This is a genomic window from Neobacillus niacini (assembly GCF_023715785.1).
Lineage (GTDB): Bacteria > Bacillota > Bacilli > Bacillales > Cytobacillaceae > Neobacillus > Neobacillus niacini_E.
In genome coordinates this window covers 272,616-290,955 of record NZ_JAMBOX010000004.1, presented here as the reverse complement: position 1 = coordinate 290,955, position 18,340 = coordinate 272,616, and the positions used below count along the sequence as shown (strand labels likewise).

The following is an 18,340-nucleotide window of genomic DNA, read 5'->3' as shown; positions in this document are numbered from 1 at the left end:
CTCAAACGCCACAATTAACTCATGTTTTTCCTGTGCTGAGTAAACTCTTTTTGCCATAGAAAAAGCCCCCTAATAAAGTAAACAGATTTTTATTATTTCATCTGTCTACCTTATAGGGAGCATATCATGTTTTAGAGTCGGTTCATTGTTTTGAAGAATAGATGCAGCAAGATTAGGGTCACCAATGCGACCACATGCATTGAAAATTGGACCAACTGTAAATCCAATCGTCGAACTATCGATACTTTTAACTCTTAATGCATCCAGCAATATTTTAAATGCTTTCCTTGGAGATTGTTGAAGTTTTCGAAGTCCATGGTAGCAAAAAATTCGATTTTCATCATTAAGAGGCATCATGTCGGCAATTGTTCCAAGCATGACGATATCTATAAAAGGCTCTGTTGCTCTTATCCAATCTCGATTCAATGTTATAAAGATAGCTTGGACTAATTTAAGAGCAACTCCAGCACCGCATAGGTCGGAGAATGGGTATGCGTTATCTTTCCGTTTTGGGTTGAGAAAAACCAAACAATCAGGACGTTCATTTAACACTTCATGATGGTCGGTCACAATAACATCAATCCCTTTTTCTTTGGCAGCACGTAATGCATCGTGGGTGCTTGAACCATTATCTACAGTAATGATTAAAGAAATGTTTTCAGGTAAATGCTGTACAACATTTACTGATAATCCATATCCTTCTGAACGAAGTGGGAGTTGAGTAGTAACTACCGCACCAAGTTCCTTTAATGCTAAATAAAGAATGGACGATGATGTGATGCCATCGCAATCATAATCACCAAAAATATGGATATGTTCGTTTCGTTGGATAGCCTTTAAGATGCGTGTTACCGCATGCTTCATTTCATTCATTAAAAAAGGGTCATACATATTTGATAGTTTTGGATAAATAAAAGCGTCTAATTTATTAAAATCCGAAAATCCCTGATTAAAAAGATGCTGTGTTAGCAAAGGATGTAATTGAAATTGTGAAGCAAGGTATTTAATTTGAGCTTGTTTTGGGTGATGATTAATTGGGATTTTTGAAATCCAATGCATTTAATCCCTCTCCTTATTTAGGTAACTAAAATTATTATTGTGTATGTACTTTTATTTTATTCACAAATATAAACATTTTATTTTCAAATGTGAATACTATCGGTGATTTTCCACATACTATATTTAAATAAAGAAAGAAAGGATGATGAATTAATAATAATGTTGCATATCGCTAGCTTCGTAGAAATAAAGTTCAACTAAGAAGGTGATAGCTTTGCAGCAATATGCCGTTTATGTGCGTGTTTCAACAGACCGAGACGAGCAGATATCATCTGTTGAAAACCAAGTGGACATATGTAGGAATTGGCTGGAGAGAAATGGGTATCAATGGGATGATGAATGTGTATTTAGGGATGAGGGTATAAGTGGAACATTGTTTGTTGACCGCCCAGCTATTCAATTAATACTTGAAAAAGCCAAACAAAAGAAAATTGATATGGTCATCTTTAAATCAATTTCTCGTTTAGCCCGTGATTTAAAGGATTCGCTTGAAATACGAGAAGTCTTTTTAGCACATAATGTACGGATTATTTCCGTCGAGGAAGGCTATGACTCAAATAAAGCTGGAAAAAATGATATGGCATTTGAGTTATGGTCATTATTTGCCGCTCAATACAGCCGTACATTATCATCTAGTATTAGTGCTGCATTAGCTGCGAAAGTTAGACGTGGAGAGCATATTGGCAAGGTCCCATATGGTTATGACCGAGTTGAACAAAAACTTGTTATTAATGAGGTAGAAGCTGAAAATGTCCGTCAAATTTATAAGTGGTACAACGATGGTTGGGGGTTTAAGAAAATTTCAAATGAACTCAACGAATTAGGAATAAAGCCCAAAATCAATAAAGTGTGGCAATTAACATCTGTACAAAGGTTAATTCGTAACACGATTTATAAAGGAACATTCATTTTAAATCAATATACAAATGTAAAGGTAGGAGGAAAGAAAAAGCAAATCCGGAATCCACCTGAAAAATGGATAGTTTTCGAAAACCATCATCCTCTAATCGTTGATGAAGATACATGGGGTCAAGCTAATAAAAAGGTTTTTAAATCCAATAAAGTTCGCATTACTCCTTGGAACGAATTTCGATATTTAGCAAAGTGTTCAGAATGTGGTTCAAATATGGTTATCCTTCAATCATATAAAAAGAAGAAAAGCGGCGAGCGAACAGAGTGGAAGTATTTAAAGTGCTCTCAGTATCGTCGGGCGGGAAAACATGGATGTGTGAACCATATACCAATTCAATATGAAGATTTTAGGAACTTCATCCTTGATTTGCTAATAAAAAAGGGTGAATCAGTTTTAATAAACCTTTCGACCAATGTTAAAAATGAACAAGTAAAACAAGAACGAAAATTACTACAAGCATTGAAACAAAACGAGACACGGAAAAAGAATCTGCTTGATTTATATTTGGATGGTTTAATTGATAAGGATGAATTTGAAAAAAAGCGTCAAGAGGTAGACGAGGCTATTACAAAAACAAATAATCAATTATTTATCATTAATCAATCGGAAACGGTTCAGACAAATATCCAAACAATAAAAGATGCATTTCAAGAATTGAAAAATCAAAATCAGGATTTATTTGATGTATTTCAAACTTTAATTAAAGAAATCGTCATTCATCCTGATGGAACAATTGATATTCAGTATGCATTTGAAGAACCTAAGGAATAAATGGAGGAAATGTATGCAAGAGCATGAGTTTTCAAATATCAATTCATGGGATGTTATTGGTGAAAACAATAACGAGGAAGAAGATGCCTTTTCGTCTCTTTATAAAAAGGCAGAGAACCAGATGTATAAAGGTAACTATAGGGAAGCAATTGACCTGTATGAAATGGCAGCAAATTTAGGTGTAATTGAAGCCCAGTCCTATTTAGCTAATCTGTATCTTTGTGGTTTAAATGGAACAGATATTGAGCCCAATCATCCCAAGGCATTAAAGTGGTTTCAAAAGCTCGCGGAACACGGGGATGAAATAGCTCAATTTCAGTGTGATTACCTTCATTACTTCGGTGTAGGTACAACCAAAGAAGACAGGGAAACTTTAGAAACCGTCTTACAGGGTTCGGAAGTTGATGAGAGAAATGCTTTAAAGCTAGTTGGGCAGATGTATTACTTCGGTGAGGGTGTTATGCAAGATGTGTGGAAAGGAATTGAATTTTTTAAAAAAGTGGCTGATTTAGGAGACGTGGAGGGACAAATAGCGGTTTGTGCATGTTATTTAGAAATTGGGAAAATCGATGAAACTATAAGCTGTTTGAATATGATTGAAAATGCTAATTATGATTTAGTGGAAGCGCAAAAGAATTGGCTGGCACAAATTAAGTCCAATATTTACTGACTATAGGCTTTTTTGTTGGAAGGGTTTGCAAAAACAACGCATTTCAAATGCCATGCAGAAGCTTGGCGTTAAGGGGCGTTCACAAGCAGTTGTAGAGCTCCTTCGAATGGGAGAGCTAGAACTTTAATCATGACCGGCATCCATTTTGGAGGCCGGTTCATACTTTACATATTAGAAGAGGTTTTTGAGCAAATAGTTTCAACTTGAATTTTTTACGAAAAAAGTAGAAAATAAGGACAAGCATTCAAGTGATCCACCATAGATATTTATTTATATAGATAATCAAAGGCTGAGGAGACGCATATTTTAGGAGTGTATGAACATGAAACTCGAAAATACCCAAAAGCTAAACGGGGATATTGTTGCCAATATTGAGAAGGACTTACGCTATATTTCCGGAATAATAAAACAAAAAGGCAGAGAAATGCTTGCCAATTATAAGATTACCCCGCCCCAATTCGTCGCACTGCAATGGCTGTTCGAAGATGGGGATATGACGATCGGCGAGCTGTCTACCAAAATGTACCTGGCATGCAGCACCACCACTGACTTGGTTGACCGGATGGAAAAAAACCTTTTGGTCGAGCGCGTGAAAGACCCAAATGACCGCCGTGTTGTGCGGATTCATTTGCTTGAGGAAGGCAATAGAATTATTGACGAAGTGATAAAAAAACGTCAGGTCTATCTTGAAGAAGTGTTAAAAGATTTCACGGGGGAAGAAGTTCTTCTTCTGCAAAACAACCTAATGAAACTGCATCAAGAAATGCGCTAAAAAGTTAACCTTGCCGATTTGTCAGGGCAGGTGAATTTGGCGCCAATAGAGAAAAAGAGGCGAAGGGATTTTGAAACAAGCAATTGGAGTGATTGATTCCGGTGTCGGCGGATTGACAGTTGCCAGAGAAGTGATGAGGCAGCTGCCAAACGAGAAAATTATCTACCTTGGTGATACCGCCCGCTGTCCATATGGTCCCAGAACAACCGCTGAAGTTAGAAGATTTACTTGGGAATTGACAAATTTTTTATTGAGAAAAAATATCAAGATGCTAGTTATTGCCTGTAATACGGCAACAGCAGCCGCTCTTGATGACATTCGCAAGGAATTAAACATTCCTGTTCTTGGTGTTATTAACCCGGGGGCACGCGCCGCCGTCAAGCAGACGAAAAACTATCGTGTCGGGGTGATTGGAACGATAGGGACCGTAAAGAGCGGCGCCTATGAGAAGGCGTTGAAATCTTTGCACAGCAGGCTTTATGTGACAAGTCAACCGTGTCCCAAATTTGTCCCGCTCGTAGAAAGCGGCGAATACGATGGGCCGATTGCTGAAAGGATCGTTCAGGAAGCCCTGACACCGCTGTTAAATCAAAATTTGGATACCCTTATCCTTGGCTGCACGCATTATCCATTACTCGAACCGCTCGTCAAAAATGTCATGGGCGAGAAGGTTAGTGTCATCAGCTCTGGTGACGAAACCGCGAGGGAAATCAGCGCCATCTTACAGTTTAACGGCCAGCTGGATGAGAGTGGGGAAGAACCGCAGCATGAGTTTTATACAACCGGCTCGAGGTGGATTTTTTCAAAAATCGCTTCACAGTGGCTTGGCCAGCCAATTGAAAATGTAAAAAAAATAAAGATTTGAGCAGAGCCAATCCAGGCTCTTTTTTTTTTACTGTTTTGTCCCATTAGACGGTCTATTTTTTTATTAGGCTCGTATACATAATAGTACAAACTGTCTTAGGGGGGAAAAATATGTTTAAAAATAAAGCAAAAATCTTGGGAATCACAGTGCTGTCTTCCGCCGTTCTCTTATCGGGGTGCGGTTTATTTGGCACGGAAACAACGAAAAAGATTGATCCGCCGAAAACTGTAACGGAAGAGAAGAAACCGGCTAGCCAGGAAACGACCGCCAAAACTGAAAAGAAGGCAGAAGATGTGGTGCAAACGGAACTATACCTCATTGACAAGAACGGCTATGTCGTCCCGCAAACCCTGAACTTGCCAAAAACGAAATCAGTGGCCAAGCAAGCACTTGAATACTTAGTCGTAAATGGAAAGGTCACCGACATGCTGCCAAATGATTTCCGGGCAGTTATCCCAGAGGATACCGAGCTATCTGTCGATATTAAGGACGGGGTTGCCACGGTTAATTTTTCAAAGGAATTTAAAGACTATCAGGCTGCAGATGAGCAGAAAATCCTGCAATCTATCACCTGGACGCTGACACAGTTTGATAATGTAAAAAATGTCAAACTGAAAATGAACGGCCATGAGCTGACAGAAATGCCAGTAAACGGCACGCCAATCAGTGATAACCTCACAAGAGCGACCGGTATAAATATTGATACGGTAGATGTAATGGATATTACAAATACCAAACCAATCACTGTCTACTATATCGGTGGTGAGGAGGGGTCCTATTACTATGTTCCAGTCACAAAACGGATCAGCAGTAAAGAAAAGGATCCAATCGCAGCTGCGGTCAACGAGCTCGTGAAAGGGCCAAGTGATCATTCAAACCTTGTCTCCGAGTTTATGTCGGATGTCAAACTGCTTGAGGCACCGAAGTACGAGAACGGCACTGTCACCTTGAACTTCAACAAGAATATTTATGGAAGCTTTGAGGAAAAGGTGATTTCCCAATCCATTTTGAATTCCATTGTCCTTTCGTTGACAGAGCAGAAAGGGATTGAAAAAGTAGCTGTTAAAGTCGACGGCAAAGCTGAATTAAAAAATGACCAAGGGAAAAAACTGTCTGCGCCGGTAACTCGTCCAGAAAAAGTCAATACAGGTAGTTTTTAAATGGAAACTCACCGATTGGCGAGTCCTTTAGGACGAAGACAGAGGTGTAGTTGAATGTATGCGTGCGAAGCTGAAATGGGAAATTTGGCAAAAATTTTATACATTCATGTTAGCTAAAAGTAGATTTTTGTTATACTATATAGTGACAATGAAAGAGGTTGGCTGGAGGGCCGCCTCTTTCTTATTGCTTTTATCGAGGAGGGATATGTGGATGCGTGTTGACGGAAGAGAGCAACTGCAATTACGGCCTATACATATTGAAACAAATTATTTAATGCATCCGGAAGGGTCTTGTCTCATTTCGGTCGGCAATACCAAGGTGATTTGCACCGCCAGTATCGAAGAGCGTGTGCCGCCATTTATGCGGGGCGAGGGCAAGGGCTGGATTACCGCTGAATATTCAATGTTGCCGCGGGCGACGGAAACAAGGAACATCAGGGAATCGTCAAAAGGCAAAGTGACAGGAAGAACAATGGAGATTCAACGTTTGATTGGCCGAGCGCTTCGCGCGGTTGTCGACCTTGGGGCACTTGGCGAACGAACGGTATGGATTGACTGTGACGTCATTCAAGCGGATGGCGGGACAAGGACAGCCTCGATCACTGGTGCGTTTGTCGCGATGACTATGGCGTTAAATGGCTTGTCGGAGAAAAAGCCTTTTTCGAAGTTCCCGATTACAGACTATCTGGCTGCGACAAGTGTCGGCATTTTATCAGGTGGCCAAACGGTTTTGGACCTGAATTATGCGGAGGATTCCAAGGCTGAGGTTGACATGAACGTGGTCATGACCGGCGGCGGTGAGTTTGTCGAGCTGCAAGGCACCGGGGAGGAAGCGACGTTTTCCTATGACCAGCTGCAAGGGTTATTGCACGCGGCCCAGGAAGGGTTAATGGAGCTGTTTGAAGTGCAAAAAGCAGCGCTTGGCGAGGGGATTACCAAGAAAATTGATGCTAGACGAAAGAAATAAAGTTAGGGAGATTACTGTTATGAAGGAAGTTATTATTGCAACCAAAAATCCCGGTAAAGCCAAGGAATTTGAGCATATTTTTGCATCCAGGGGGATTGCCGTCAAAACATTATTGGATTTCCCGGAAATCCCTGATGTTGAAGAGACCGGGACGACGTTTGAGGAAAATGCTACCCTGAAAGCGGAGGCTGTGTCAGCAGCGTTAAATAAAATGGTCATTGGCGATGATTCCGGATTGATGGTTGATGCCCTTGAAGGCAGACCAGGTATTTATTCGGCACGCTATGCCGGGGAACCGAAAAATGATTCCAACAATACGAAAAAAGTCTTAGCGGAACTTGAAGGTGTGCAAGAGGAAAACCGGACAGCCCGATTTTACTGTGCATTGGCAGTGGCCGTGCCGGGACAGGAAACATTTACCGTGTCAGGCACCTGTGAAGGACGGATCTTGGAGGAGCCAAGGGGCACTAACGGGTTTGGATACGACCCGGTGTTTTACGTGCCGGATAAAGGTGTGGCAATGGCCGAGCTGTCTTCTGATGAAAAAAACAAAATCAGCCATCGGGCCAATGCCTTAAAAAAGCTTGATGAAATGCTTGATTCCATTTTGGAAAGAGCGGGTCGGTCATGAGTAAGGTTTTGGTGGTCAGTGACAGCCACGGGCTCACAAAGGAACTCGAAATAATCAGGGACAGGCATCAGCAGGAAGTGGACTTAATGATTCACTGCGGCGACTCACAATTGACTCCCGATCATCTAGCGTTAACCGGATATTTTACGGTAGCGGGAAACTGTGACTGGGGCGGATTTCCCAATGAACTGGTTACGGATGTTGCCGGTCGGAAATTTTTCATTACCCACGGTCATCTGTATTCGGTAAAGACGTCGTTAATGGGCTTAAAATACAAGGCGGAAGAGACTAGTGCCGATATTGTCTGCTTTGGCCATTCCCATGTACTTGGGGCAGAGGTGGTTGACGGCCGGTTATATATTAATCCCGGAAGCATTCGCATGCCGCGGGAACGCCTTGAAAAAACATATGTGATTTTAGATTTGCAAGACGGTCGCGTGAGCATGGCGGTATACGAATTAAACGGCAGGGAAATTGCAGGATTGTCACGGGAGTTTGTACTAGGAAACTAATGGGGAGAAAATTCTCCCCTCAGCTTTATTTGCAAAATAAGAAAAATACCTGTTGACATTTAAATGCTAGGATAATATAATAAATCTTGTCTTTGATAACTGACTACGTCCCAGTAGCTCAGCCGGATAGAGCATACGCCTTCTAAGCGTACGGTCGGGAGTTCGAATCTCTCCTGGGACGCCATACTACATACCAAAACATCTACTCACCTGGATTGGGTGAGTTTTTTTTGCTTGTTTTTTATGCTACACTATTTTTCAATGACAATCCAGAAGGACGGTATTCTTATGAAGAAACGGGAGCGTGCAAAAAGAAAAGATAATATCATTTTCTTTCCCGGGATTGAAAAAAGATTAATGGACGAGGGCTTGGAAAGCCTGCAAAATAAAAATTTTACCCAAGCGATTAGGCTGCTAGAGGAAGCAAAAGAATTGGATCCAGATAACGATGATATATTGGTTGGACTTGTCCTGGCTTACTTTGAAGCGGGAAGCTACCTAAAAGCCAAGGAGCTTTCAAAGGAGATTTTACATAAAGGCATTGGCGACTATTTTCAGGCCGTAGATTTGTATTTGACGGTCCTGCTACAGCTTCATGAATATCAGGAAATCGCCTCAACGATTGAGGCCCTTCTTGATGAAAAGGAAATCCCGCCGGATAGAGTGCAGCATTTTATAACCATCCTGCAATTCAGCAAAAGAATGGCGGAAAATCATGATTCCAGTTTAGCTGAACAGGAAATAACAAATCCGGCTGAAATCGACTACAAGGGCAACTTTGATAAGCCTTCTGGGGAAAAGGCGCTAAACCTAACGTCACTAAAGACTTTAAATGAACAAATGCTGCTTGTATCAAGCCTTGCAGAAAAAAATGTCAGGCCTTATCTGCAGGAGATCGAGGGTTATTTACAGGATGATGAAGGAAACCCATTTTTAAAAACGATTTTATTAACGCTATTAAAAGAACAGGAAATCGCTCAGGAAGTCACCATCAAGAAGTTTGCAATTGAACGAAAGGTGTCTCCTACACTAATGCCGGAAATCAAAGAGCAGACCAAAATGATAGAAATCAAATCACTTCTGGAAAATATGCTAGAAAGCAGCGACCCTGTCCTTTTTACAAATATATCTGATATGGTCGAGCGAATCTTTTTCATTAGCTATCCATTTGACCTGGAACCTACTAATCCAAGGGCCTGGGCAGCAGCTTTTCACTATTTGGTGCACGTATACATGGGCAGTGACCCGGAAATAACTGTATTGGCAAATAAGTATGAGACTGCGGCGGATGAAATAACAACCGCCATCCGGCAGATTGAGAGAATTGAACAAATTTCTTATCCGAATCTATAGGCTCGCAGTTGAAAGAAAAAAATCATGTGGTATAATGTAAGGGTTGCATTGTGTAAAAATCTATTTTTACATTAAAAAAGTGGAAAATGGCTTAGTACATATTCCGAAATTAAATTTCGTCACGAATGAAATGAGAATAGATGTTGGAGGGAAAAAAAGCATGACAGCACAATGGGAAAAGTTAGAAGGAAACCGCGGCGTCCTTACAATTGAGGTAAGTGCGGAAAAAGTAAACCAAGGATTGGACGCAGCTTTCAAAAAGGTTGTAAAACAAGTCAATGTACCTGGCTTCCGTAAGGGCAAAATGCCTCGTTCGATGTTTGAAAAGCGCTTTGGTGTAGAAGCACTTTTTCAAGATGCATTAGATTTTATTTTTCCAGAAGCATATATGAGTGCAATTGAAGAAGCTGGAATTGAGCCAATCGCTCAGCCTGAAGATGTTGACTTTGACCTTGACCAAATGGGCAAAGACAAGGAATTCACTTTCAAAGCCACTGTACAAGTGAAGCCTGAAGTAAAACTTGGCGAATACAAAGGCCTTGAAATCGAAGAGCTTGATACTGCTGTTACAGATGAAGATGTTCAAAAAGAACTAGAAACTCTTCAAGGCCGACATGCAGAGCTTGTTGTGAAAGAAGATGCTCCAGCTGAAAACGGCGACACAGTAGTAATCGACTTTAAAGGCTTTGTTGATGGAGAGGCATTTGAAGGCGGCGAAGCTGAAAACCATTCTCTTGAGCTTGGTTCTGACCAATTCATTCCAGGTTTCGAAGAGCAGTTAGTTGGCGTTAAAGCTGGCGAATCTAAAGATGTGGAAGTTACATTCCCTGAAGAATACCATGCTGCAGAGCTTGCAGGTAAGCCAGCTGTATTTAAGGTTACTGTTCATGAAATCAAGGGAAAAGAGCTTCCTGAATTAGATGATGAGTTTGCAAAAGATGTGGATGAAGAAGTTGAAACATTAGACGCATTAAAAGAAAAAATCAAGACTCGTTTAGAAGGCAGCAAAAAGCATGAGGCAGAGCACCACCTTCGTGATTCTCTAGTCGATAAAGCGGCAGAAAATGCAGAAGTGGAAATTCCAGAAGTAATGGTTGAAAACGAAGTAAACCGTATGCTTCAAGAATTTGAACAGCGTCTGCAGATGCAAGGCATGAACCTTCAGTTATATTTCCAGTTCTCTGGTCAAGACGAAGCGGCTCTTCGCGAGCAAATGAAAGAAGATGCTGTGAAGCGTGTTAAGAACAGCTTAACATTAGAAGCAATCGCTAAAGCTGAAAACCTTGAAGTCACTGAGGAAGACGTGAATGCCGAACTTGAAAAAATGGCTGGAATGTACAACATGTCAGTCGACAACATCAAAAAGGCATTAGGTGGAACAGACAGCATCAAAGATGACCTCAAACTCCAAAAAGCAGTAGATTTTCTTATTGCTAATAAAAAATAATCATTAAATAGGAACGAGGCACGATATTTGTCGTGCCTCGTTTTAGCTAATTTTTCAATTACATATTATAATAAAGACAGGGAAACCTTTTCTATAACAGGCGGCAGGAGATAATATTTTTGCGGCGAATTAAATTAAGCTAAGGTTGATTTATTAAAAATTTGGTTATCCTGATTTGAGTACATATGCTTCATTTATTGGCAATTCCAACAAATAATACCATAATTGTTTAAAGCGTTTTATTTCCAGTCGGCCTGTAAAATGTGTTACAATGCAAAATACATACTATTGAAGTAATGTTAAGAAAACTCGGATTTGTTGGAAATTCGCCAGCTTTTTTAAAGATTTAGAAGTGTCGAGGGGTGAAAGGGATTGTTTAAATTTAACGATGAAAAAGGACAATTAAAGTGTTCATTCTGTGGGAAAACACAGGATCAAGTCCGCAAGCTGGTAGCCGGCCCGGGGGTTTATATATGTGATGAGTGTATTGAACTCTGCACCGAAATTGTTGAGGAAGAGCTAGGAACTGAGGAGGAAGTAGAATTTAAAGATGTTCCAAAGCCGCGGGAAATCTGTGAAATTCTTGATGAATATGTCATTGGTCAGGATAAAGCGAAAAAAGCGTTATCGGTTGCTGTTTACAATCATTACAAACGGATTAACTCCAACAGCAAAATCGATGATGTTGAGCTGTCAAAAAGTAATATTTGTATGATTGGACCGACTGGTAGCGGTAAAACCTTATTGGCTCAAACATTGGCAAGAATTTTGAATGTACCATTTGCGATTGCTGATGCCACTTCCCTTACAGAGGCTGGTTACGTTGGGGAAGACGTTGAAAATATTTTATTAAAATTAATTCAAGCTGCTGATTACGATGTGGAAAAAGCTGAAAAAGGCATTATCTATATCGACGAAATTGATAAGATTGCCCGTAAATCAGAAAATCCTTCGATCACCCGGGATGTATCCGGTGAAGGTGTGCAGCAGGCGCTGTTGAAAATTTTGGAAGGAACGGTTGCCAGTGTTCCTCCACAAGGCGGGAGAAAGCATCCGCATCAGGAGTTTATCCAAATTGATACAACGAACATCCTGTTTATCTGTGGTGGAGCCTTTGATGGCATTGAACCAATTATCAAGCGCCGTTTGGGGCAAAAGGTAATCGGTTTTGGAGCTGATCCAAAGCAGCAGGAAATTTCATCAAAAGAGGTTCTCTCCAAGGTTCTGCCAGAAGACTTGCTGCGTTTCGGGTTAATCCCTGAATTCATCGGCCGTCTTCCGGTCATTGCCAGCCTTGAACAACTGGACGAAGCTGCGCTGATTGAAATTTTAACGAAGCCAAAAAATGCGCTGGTCAAGCAGTATCAAAAAATGCTTGAAATCGACGATGTTGAGCTTGAGTTCGAAGAGGGTGCGTTGCAAGAGATTGCCAAGAAAGCAATCGAGCGCAAAACAGGTGCTCGCGGCTTGCGTTCTATTATCGAAGGAATCATGCTAGATGTCATGTTCGACCTTCCTTCACGCGATGATATTTCAAAATGTATCATCACCAAGGAAACAGTTGCGAACAACAGCGTGCCAAAGCTGATTTTAGAGGATGGCACTGTTGTTAAAGAAGAAAAATCTGCATAACGCTTTATGGGAACCCGGCCTTTGGCTGGGTTCTTTGTTTTGGTGGTGGGACAACTTGTGGATGACGCTCTCCAACTTGCGTATAGCACTCTCCAACTTGCGGATAACGCTCTTCAACTTGTGTATAGCATTTGCCAACTTGCGGATGACCTTCTCCAACTTGCCGTTGGTGAGTTTTTGCATTTTGTGGTTTATTCCTCCATGCAGCAGGAAATACTTATTAATATCAATTGAGTAATATGGTGCAGGAGGAAACGATATGAGTTGGACGGGGATTGCTTTATTTATACAGCTATTTTTTGGAATCATTATCGGACTATATTTTTGGAATTTGCTCCGAAATCAACGGACACAAAAGGTATCCATTGACCGTGAATCGCGAAAAGAAATGGAGCAGCTTCGGAAAATGCGGTCCATTTCCCTTACAGAGCCATTATCTGAAAAAGTAAGGCCGACAAGCTTTCAGGATATTGTCGGGCAGGAAGATGGCATCAAATCGTTAAAGGCGGCATTATGCGGACCCAATCCGCAGCATGTGATCATCTACGGCCCGCCTGGTGTCGGTAAAACCGCGGCCGCCCGGCTCGTTTTAGAGGAAGCGAAGAAGAACTCAAAATCACCATTTAAACGGGATTCTGTCTTTATTGAGCTGGATGCCACTACCGCACGGTTTGATGAGCGCGGGATTGCCGACCCGTTAATTGGGTCAGTGCATGACCCGATTTATCAAGGCGCCGGGGCGATGGGGCAGGCGGGCATTCCGCAGCCAAAGCAGGGAGCGGTGACAAATGCCCATGGCGGTGTCCTGTTTATTGATGAAATCGGGGAACTGCATCCGATCCAAATGAACAAGTTACTTAAGGTTTTGGAGGATCGCAAGGTATTCCTGGAAAGTGCCTACTATCATGAGGAAAATCACCAAATCCCAACGCATATCCATGATATTTTTAAAAATGGACTTCCTGCCGATTTCCGGTTAATCGGCGCAACCACAAGGACGCCAAGCGAAATCCCTCCAGCCATCAGGTCACGGTGCATGGAAGTATTCTTCCGGGATTTAAACCAAGAAGAAATCGTCACGGTCGCAAAGAAAGCGGCTGCCAAGGTAAATATGCAGATTAAGGATACCGGTGTCCATACACTTTCTACATATGCAAGAAATGGCCGGGAGACCGTCAATATGATTCAGATAGCTGCAGGATTGGCGATAACCGAAGACCGCCAGTACATTAAAGATGAGGATATAGAATGGGTCATCCATTCCAGCCAGATGACGCCAAGAATGGAACGAATGATCAATGAAGAAGCCCAAGTCGGGCTTGTCAACGGCCTTGCCGTGTATGGGCCGAATTCGGGAGCGCTTCTCGAAATCGAAGTCACCGTCATCCCGGCAAAGGAAAAAGGAACGATCAATATAACCGGTATTGTCGAGGAAGAGAGTATCGGCGGCCAAGGTAAGTCGATTCGCCGCAAAAGTATGGCGCGTGGCTCGATTGAAAACGTGATAACTGTGTTAAGGTCGATGGGTGTACCGGCCAACGACTATGATATTCATGTCAACTTTCCGGGTGGGGTTCCGATTGACGGCCCGTCGGCGGGGATTGCGATGGCAACAGGAATCTATTCGGCCATCTATAAGATTCCAATCGATAACACGGTCGCAATGACTGGTGAAATCAGCATTCACGGGAATGTGAAGCCAATCGGCGGTGTCTATCCAAAAGTAAAGGCCGCCAAAAAAGCCGGCGCGAAAACAGTCATCATCCCGGAAGAAAACAATCAAACCATCTTAAATGAGATAGAAGGGATTCGGATTATTCCGGTGACTCATCTTCACGAAGTATTTGAGATTGCCCTAGTAAATCAATTCCAAAAGAATACAGCCATTCCCGCTTCCATTGAGTTATCTAAAAAGGAAAGTATTTAGCTTAATATAACTTCGGTTTGTGTACTGACTCAAACCGAAGTTTTTATTTGGTCGACATGAAAAAATTTTCATTAGAACAGAAATAAGGAGAAAAGATAGATATTTTCATCGTTTGGGGAAGATAAAATAGACACAAAAAAATAAATAGGATAGAATTTGTACAAAGACTTAATGTTTTATCAGAAGAATGAATGTTTGCATGTGGAGGTGCAGTGTTTTGGCGAAAAAGAACGAATTGCTCGTCCCCCTCCTGCCGCTTCGGGGATTGCTTGTCTATCCGACAATGGTCTTGCACTTGGATGTTGGCCGGGAAATGTCGGTCCAGGCGCTCGAAAAAGCAATGGTAGATGACCATATTATTTTCTTAACAACTCAAAAGGATGTCTCCATCGATGAGCCTTCCGAAGAGGATTTATACAAATTTGGTACCTTAACAAAGGTCAAGCAAATGCTAAAGCTTCCAAACGGCACGATTCGCGTGCTGGTTGAAGGTCTATCCAGGGCGGAAATTGTCTCGTTCCATGAAGAAGAAAATTACTATACGGTCAGCGTCATCACCCACGAGGACGAAGATACAAAAGACGTAGAAGATCAGGCATTGATGAGAACAATGCTGGATTATTTTGAACAATACATAAAGCTATCGAAAAAAATATCTTCAGAAACGTTTGCCTCCGTGGCAGATATTGAAGAGCCAGGCAGAATGGCTGACATTATTGCCTCTCATTTGCCAATCAAGCTGAAGGAAAAACAGGAAATCCTAGAGACGATTGATGTAAAACAAAGAATGAACCGGGTTATCAATATCATTTTTAATGAAAAAGAAGTGTTGAATCTCGAAAAGAAAATCGGTCAGCGGGTCAAACGCTCGATGGAACGTACGCAAAAGGAATACTATCTGCGCGAACAAATGAAGGCAATCCAAAAGGAACTTGGCGATAAAGAAGGGAAAACGGGTGAAATCGCCGACCTCACCAAGAAAATTGAGGATGCGGGAATGCCGGAGCATGTCTATAATGCGGCGATGAAGGAGCTGGAGCGCTATGAAAAGGTGCCAACCAGTTCTGCTGAAAGCGCGGTTATCCGCAATTATCTTGAATGGCTGATTTCCTTGCCATGGTCGAAGAAAACCGAGGATGACATTGATATCCACCGGGCTGAAAAGATACTCAATCAGGACCATTATGGTCTAGAAAAAGTGAAGGAACGTGTTCTGGAATACTTGGCAGTACAGAAGCTGACCAATTCCTTAAAAGGTCCGATTCTCTGTCTCGCCGGACCTCCGGGTGTCGGTAAAACAAGTTTGGCCCGGTCGATCGCCACTTCACTAAACCGAAATTTTGTCCGAGTCTCGCTTGGCGGCGTCCGCGACGAATCTGAAATTCGCGGCCACCGGAGGACTTATGTCGGGGCGATGCCAGGGCGGATTATCCAAGGGATGAAAAAAGCGGGTACAATCAACCCGGTGTTCTTGCTCGATGAAATCGACAAGATGTCAAGCGATTTCCGCGGCGACCCGTCGGCGGCGCTGTTAGAAGTTCTAGACCCTGAACAGAATCATAACTTCAGCGACCATTATATTGAAGAAACTTACGATTTATCGAAAGTTATGTTTATTGCAACGGCGAATAATCTCAGCACCATTCCGGGACCGTTGCTTGACCGGATGGAAATCATCACAATTGCCGGTTATACCGAGCTTGAAAAGGTTCATATTACAAGGGACCACCTGCTTCCAAAACAGATTAAAGAAAATGGCCTATCTAAAAATACGTTGCAGGTTCGTGACGACGCGATTTTGAAAGTGGTCCGTTATTACACCCGTGAAGCCGGTGTCCGCAGTTTGGAGCGCCAGATGGCGACGATTTGCCGTAAAACAGCGAAAATCATTGTTTCAGGCGAGAAAAAGCGAGTTGTCGTTACGGAAAAGAATGTGGAAGAATTTTTAGGAAAAACAAGATTCCGCTATGGTCAGGCTGAAGCGGAAGACCAAGTTGGCGTGGCAACCGGATTAGCCTATACGACAGTCGGCGGCGATACGCTGCAAATTGAAGTGTCCTTGGCACCGGGCAAAGGCAAGCTTGTGCTCACAGGCAAGCTTGGCGATGTCATGAAGGAATCTGCCCAGGCCGCATTCAGTTATGTTCGCTCAAAGGCTGCTGAGCTTGGGATTGAAGAAGACTTCCATGAAAAATATGATATTCACATTCACGTTCCTGAAGGCGCTGTGCCAAAAGACGGGCCATCTGCCGGAATCACAATTGCCACCGCGCTCGTGTCTGCGTTGACAGGCAAGCCAATCCGCCGCGAAGTTGGAATGACAGGAGAGATCACCCTCCGTGGCCGGGTTCTGCCGATAGGCGGCTTGAAGGAAAAAACATTAAGTGCCCATCGTGCCGGATTAACGAAGGTTATTTTACCGAAGGACAATGAAAAGGATATTGACGACATTCCGGAAAGTGTCCGCAGCGGGCTTGAATTTGTTCCGGTCACCCATGTGGATGAAGTGTTGCGGCATGCACTGCTTGAAGGCGGGGGCCCTCAAGCATGAAGGTAACGAGTTCAGAGATTGTCATCAGTGCCGTAAAACCGGAACAGTATCCGGAATCCAATTTGCCGGAATTTGCTCTTGCGGGCCGTTCCAATGTCGGAAAATCTTCATTTATAAATAAAATGCTAAATAGAAAAGGCTTGGCGAGAATTTCGTCCAAGCCCGGAAAAACACAAACACTGAATTTTTACCTGATTAATGAACTGCTGCATTTTGTTGATGTTCCGGGCTATGGCTATGCGAAGGTTTCAAAAACCGAACGTGCGGCTTGGGGGAAGATGATTGAAACCTATTTTACGACTCGTGAGCAATTGCGTGCCGTGGTTTTGATCGTCGACCTGCGCCACCCGCCCACAGAGGATGATATCATGATGTATGATTTTCTAAAGCATTATGAAATCCCCTGTGTCGTGATTGCCACCAAGGCAGATAAGATTCCAAAAGGCAAGTGGCAGAAGCATTTGAAAGTGACCCGCGAATCATTAGAGCTTGACCCAGGTGACCATATTGTCCTTTTCTCATCGGAAACGGGCGAGGGGAAAGACAAGGCATGGGCGATACTGGAGAGTTATATGTAGACAAAAACCGCCAAGCACATGAGTGCAAGGCGGTTTTTTGATTATTTTTTCCTTTTTAAGAGAAAATAAATACCAACTAGAATGAAAAGGACAGGCCAGAATTTCCAGACAATGCTCATTCCATTTTGTAATAATCCAAAATATCCAGTAATTTTATCATAAAACAGCTGCAAGACCGCTATAACCAGAAATAAAAAGGCTTGAAATAAACCTGAGTTCGTTTTTTGAAACCGCAGAAAAAAGCCAATTGAAATGATTAGCATTAGCATGCCGATATGGTTATTCGGCCAAAAACTCACGTCGCCGACCAAATGAAAATGAAGGCCAAACCCGGTCATAATAACTCCCGGGAGGATCGCCTCCGAGTCGCCAGCAGAATAACCCTGGCCTAAAAACGCAATCCCAACAATCATCAGCAAGGTTGGCCAGGTGAAAAATTCACCGAATATAGTCATTCCCATTTGCTGCAATAAAAAGTAGGCCCCAAATCCAATTAAAATGATTCCGGGAAAAATTCGTTGATTTTTCATGA

The 18,340-nt window shown here is 42.3% G+C and carries 16 protein-coding genes, 1 tRNA gene and 1 pseudogene; 16 read left to right on the top strand and 2 right to left on the bottom strand.

Annotation, left to right across the window (positions count from 1 at the left end; all coding sequences use genetic code 11):
- Positions 1-105: 105 nt before the first annotated feature.
- Positions 106-1,059, bottom strand: coding sequence for a single-stranded-DNA-specific exonuclease RecJ (locus tag M3234_RS11050; RefSeq protein WP_262304764.1), 954 nt, complete (start codon positions 1,057-1,059; stop codon positions 106-108).
- Positions 1,060-1,273: 214 nt separating this feature from the next.
- Between M3234_RS11050 and M3234_RS11045 the strand changes: the two genes are divergently transcribed.
- The 16 genes and pseudogenes from M3234_RS11045 to yihA all read left to right on the top strand — a co-directional run bounded on the left by M3234_RS11045 (position 1,274) and on the right by yihA (position 17,808).
- Positions 1,274-2,743, top strand: a complete 1,470-nt coding sequence (locus tag M3234_RS11045; protein ID WP_262304763.1) for a recombinase family protein — start codon at positions 1,274-1,276, stop codon at positions 2,741-2,743.
- 13 nt (positions 2,744-2,756) lie between these two features.
- Positions 2,757-3,413, top strand: coding sequence for a tetratricopeptide repeat protein (locus M3234_RS11040; RefSeq protein ID WP_262304762.1), 657 nt, complete (start codon positions 2,757-2,759; stop codon positions 3,411-3,413).
- Positions 3,414-3,450: 37 nt separating this feature from the next.
- Positions 3,451-3,540: pseudogene (gene gerE / locus M3234_RS11035) on the top strand (spore germination transcription factor GerE); the annotation flags it as partial.
- 195 nt (positions 3,541-3,735) lie between these two features.
- Positions 3,736-4,185 (top strand): MarR family winged helix-turn-helix transcriptional regulator, encoded by a 450-nt coding sequence (locus M3234_RS11030; RefSeq protein WP_262304761.1) that lies wholly within the window; start codon positions 3,736-3,738, stop codon positions 4,183-4,185.
- Positions 4,186-4,255: 70 nt separating this feature from the next.
- Complete coding sequence (racE, locus tag M3234_RS11025; RefSeq protein WP_262304760.1) at positions 4,256-5,050, top strand: glutamate racemase; 795 nt, start codon at positions 4,256-4,258, stop codon at positions 5,048-5,050.
- Between the two features lie 110 nt (positions 5,051-5,160).
- Positions 5,161-6,210, top strand: coding sequence for a GerMN domain-containing protein (locus tag M3234_RS11020; RefSeq protein WP_262304759.1), 1,050 nt, complete (start codon positions 5,161-5,163; stop codon positions 6,208-6,210).
- Between the two features lie 211 nt (positions 6,211-6,421).
- A complete protein-coding gene (rph, locus tag M3234_RS11015; protein WP_262304758.1) occupies positions 6,422-7,177 on the top strand; it encodes a ribonuclease PH in 756 nt (251 codons plus the stop codon).
- A gap of 19 nt (positions 7,178-7,196) precedes the next feature.
- The gene (locus tag M3234_RS11010) at positions 7,197-7,808 is read left to right on the top strand and encodes an XTP/dITP diphosphatase (RefSeq protein ID WP_262304757.1); all 612 of its coding nucleotides are present in this window, start codon (positions 7,197-7,199) and stop codon (positions 7,806-7,808) included.
- Complete coding sequence (locus tag M3234_RS11005; RefSeq protein ID WP_262304756.1) at positions 7,805-8,320, top strand: metallophosphoesterase family protein; 516 nt, start codon at positions 7,805-7,807, stop codon at positions 8,318-8,320. The genes M3234_RS11010 and M3234_RS11005 overlap by 4 nt, the downstream gene beginning before the upstream one ends.
- 107 nt (positions 8,321-8,427) lie before the next feature.
- A tRNA-Arg gene (locus tag M3234_RS11000) sits at positions 8,428-8,504 on the top strand.
- Positions 8,505-8,608: 104 nt separating this feature from the next.
- Complete coding sequence (locus tag M3234_RS10995) at positions 8,609-9,673, top strand: tetratricopeptide repeat protein (RefSeq protein ID WP_262304755.1); 1,065 nt, start codon at positions 8,609-8,611, stop codon at positions 9,671-9,673.
- 160 nt (positions 9,674-9,833) lie between these two features.
- A complete protein-coding gene (tig, locus tag M3234_RS10990; protein WP_262304754.1) occupies positions 9,834-11,120 on the top strand; it encodes a trigger factor in 1,287 nt (428 codons plus the stop codon).
- A gap of 372 nt (positions 11,121-11,492) precedes the next feature.
- Entirely contained in the window at positions 11,493-12,752 is a 1,260-nt protein-coding gene (gene clpX, locus M3234_RS10985) for an ATP-dependent protease ATP-binding subunit ClpX (RefSeq protein ID WP_262304753.1), read from the top strand.
- A 259-nt stretch (positions 12,753-13,011) separates the two neighbouring features.
- Positions 13,012-14,679, top strand: coding sequence for an ATP-dependent protease LonB (gene lonB / locus M3234_RS10980; RefSeq protein ID WP_262304752.1), 1,668 nt, complete (start codon positions 13,012-13,014; stop codon positions 14,677-14,679).
- Between the two features lie 217 nt (positions 14,680-14,896).
- A complete protein-coding gene (gene lon / locus M3234_RS10975) occupies positions 14,897-17,230 on the top strand; it encodes an endopeptidase La (protein WP_262304751.1) in 2,334 nt (777 codons plus the stop codon).
- Entirely contained in the window at positions 17,227-17,808 is a 582-nt protein-coding gene (gene yihA / locus M3234_RS10970) for a ribosome biogenesis GTP-binding protein YihA/YsxC (RefSeq protein WP_262304750.1), read from the top strand. The genes lon and yihA overlap by 4 nt, the downstream gene beginning before the upstream one ends.
- Positions 17,809-17,849: 41 nt before the next feature.
- On the opposite strand, the gene M3234_RS10965 is transcribed toward yihA, so the two are convergent.
- Positions 17,850-18,338 carry a LiaI-LiaF-like domain-containing protein gene (locus M3234_RS10965; protein WP_262304749.1) on the bottom strand — a complete coding sequence of 163 codons (489 nt, stop codon included), beginning with the start codon at positions 18,336-18,338 and terminating at the stop codon, positions 17,850-17,852.
- Between the last annotated feature and the right edge of the window lie 2 nt (positions 18,339-18,340).

Bases quoted from the DNA above. Each gene is read 5' to 3' on its own strand.
- M3234_RS11050 (WP_262304764.1), bottom strand. From the start codon at position 1,059: ATGCATTGGATTTCAAAAATCCCAATTAATCATCACCCAAAACAAGCT.
- M3234_RS11040 (WP_262304762.1), top strand. From the start codon at position 2,757: ATGCAAGAGCATGAGTTTTCAAATATCAATTCATGGGATGTTATTGGT.
- M3234_RS11030 (WP_262304761.1), top strand. From the start codon at position 3,736: ATGAAACTCGAAAATACCCAAAAGCTAAACGGGGATATTGTTGCCAAT.
- M3234_RS11020 (WP_262304759.1), top strand. From the start codon at position 5,161: ATGTTTAAAAATAAAGCAAAAATCTTGGGAATCACAGTGCTGTCTTCC.
- rph (WP_262304758.1), top strand. From the start codon at position 6,422: ATGCGTGTTGACGGAAGAGAGCAACTGCAATTACGGCCTATACATATT.
- M3234_RS11010 (WP_262304757.1), top strand. From the start codon at position 7,197: ATGAAGGAAGTTATTATTGCAACCAAAAATCCCGGTAAAGCCAAGGAA.
- M3234_RS11005 (WP_262304756.1), top strand. From the start codon at position 7,805: ATGAGTAAGGTTTTGGTGGTCAGTGACAGCCACGGGCTCACAAAGGAA.
- M3234_RS10995 (WP_262304755.1), top strand. From the start codon at position 8,609: ATGAAGAAACGGGAGCGTGCAAAAAGAAAAGATAATATCATTTTCTTT.
- tig (WP_262304754.1), top strand. From the start codon at position 9,834: ATGACAGCACAATGGGAAAAGTTAGAAGGAAACCGCGGCGTCCTTACA.
- lonB (WP_262304752.1), top strand. From the start codon at position 13,012: ATGAGTTGGACGGGGATTGCTTTATTTATACAGCTATTTTTTGGAATC.
- yihA (WP_262304750.1), top strand. From the start codon at position 17,227: ATGAAGGTAACGAGTTCAGAGATTGTCATCAGTGCCGTAAAACCGGAA.
- M3234_RS10965 (WP_262304749.1), bottom strand. From the start codon at position 18,338: ATGAAAAATCAACGAATTTTTCCCGGAATCATTTTAATTGGATTTGGG.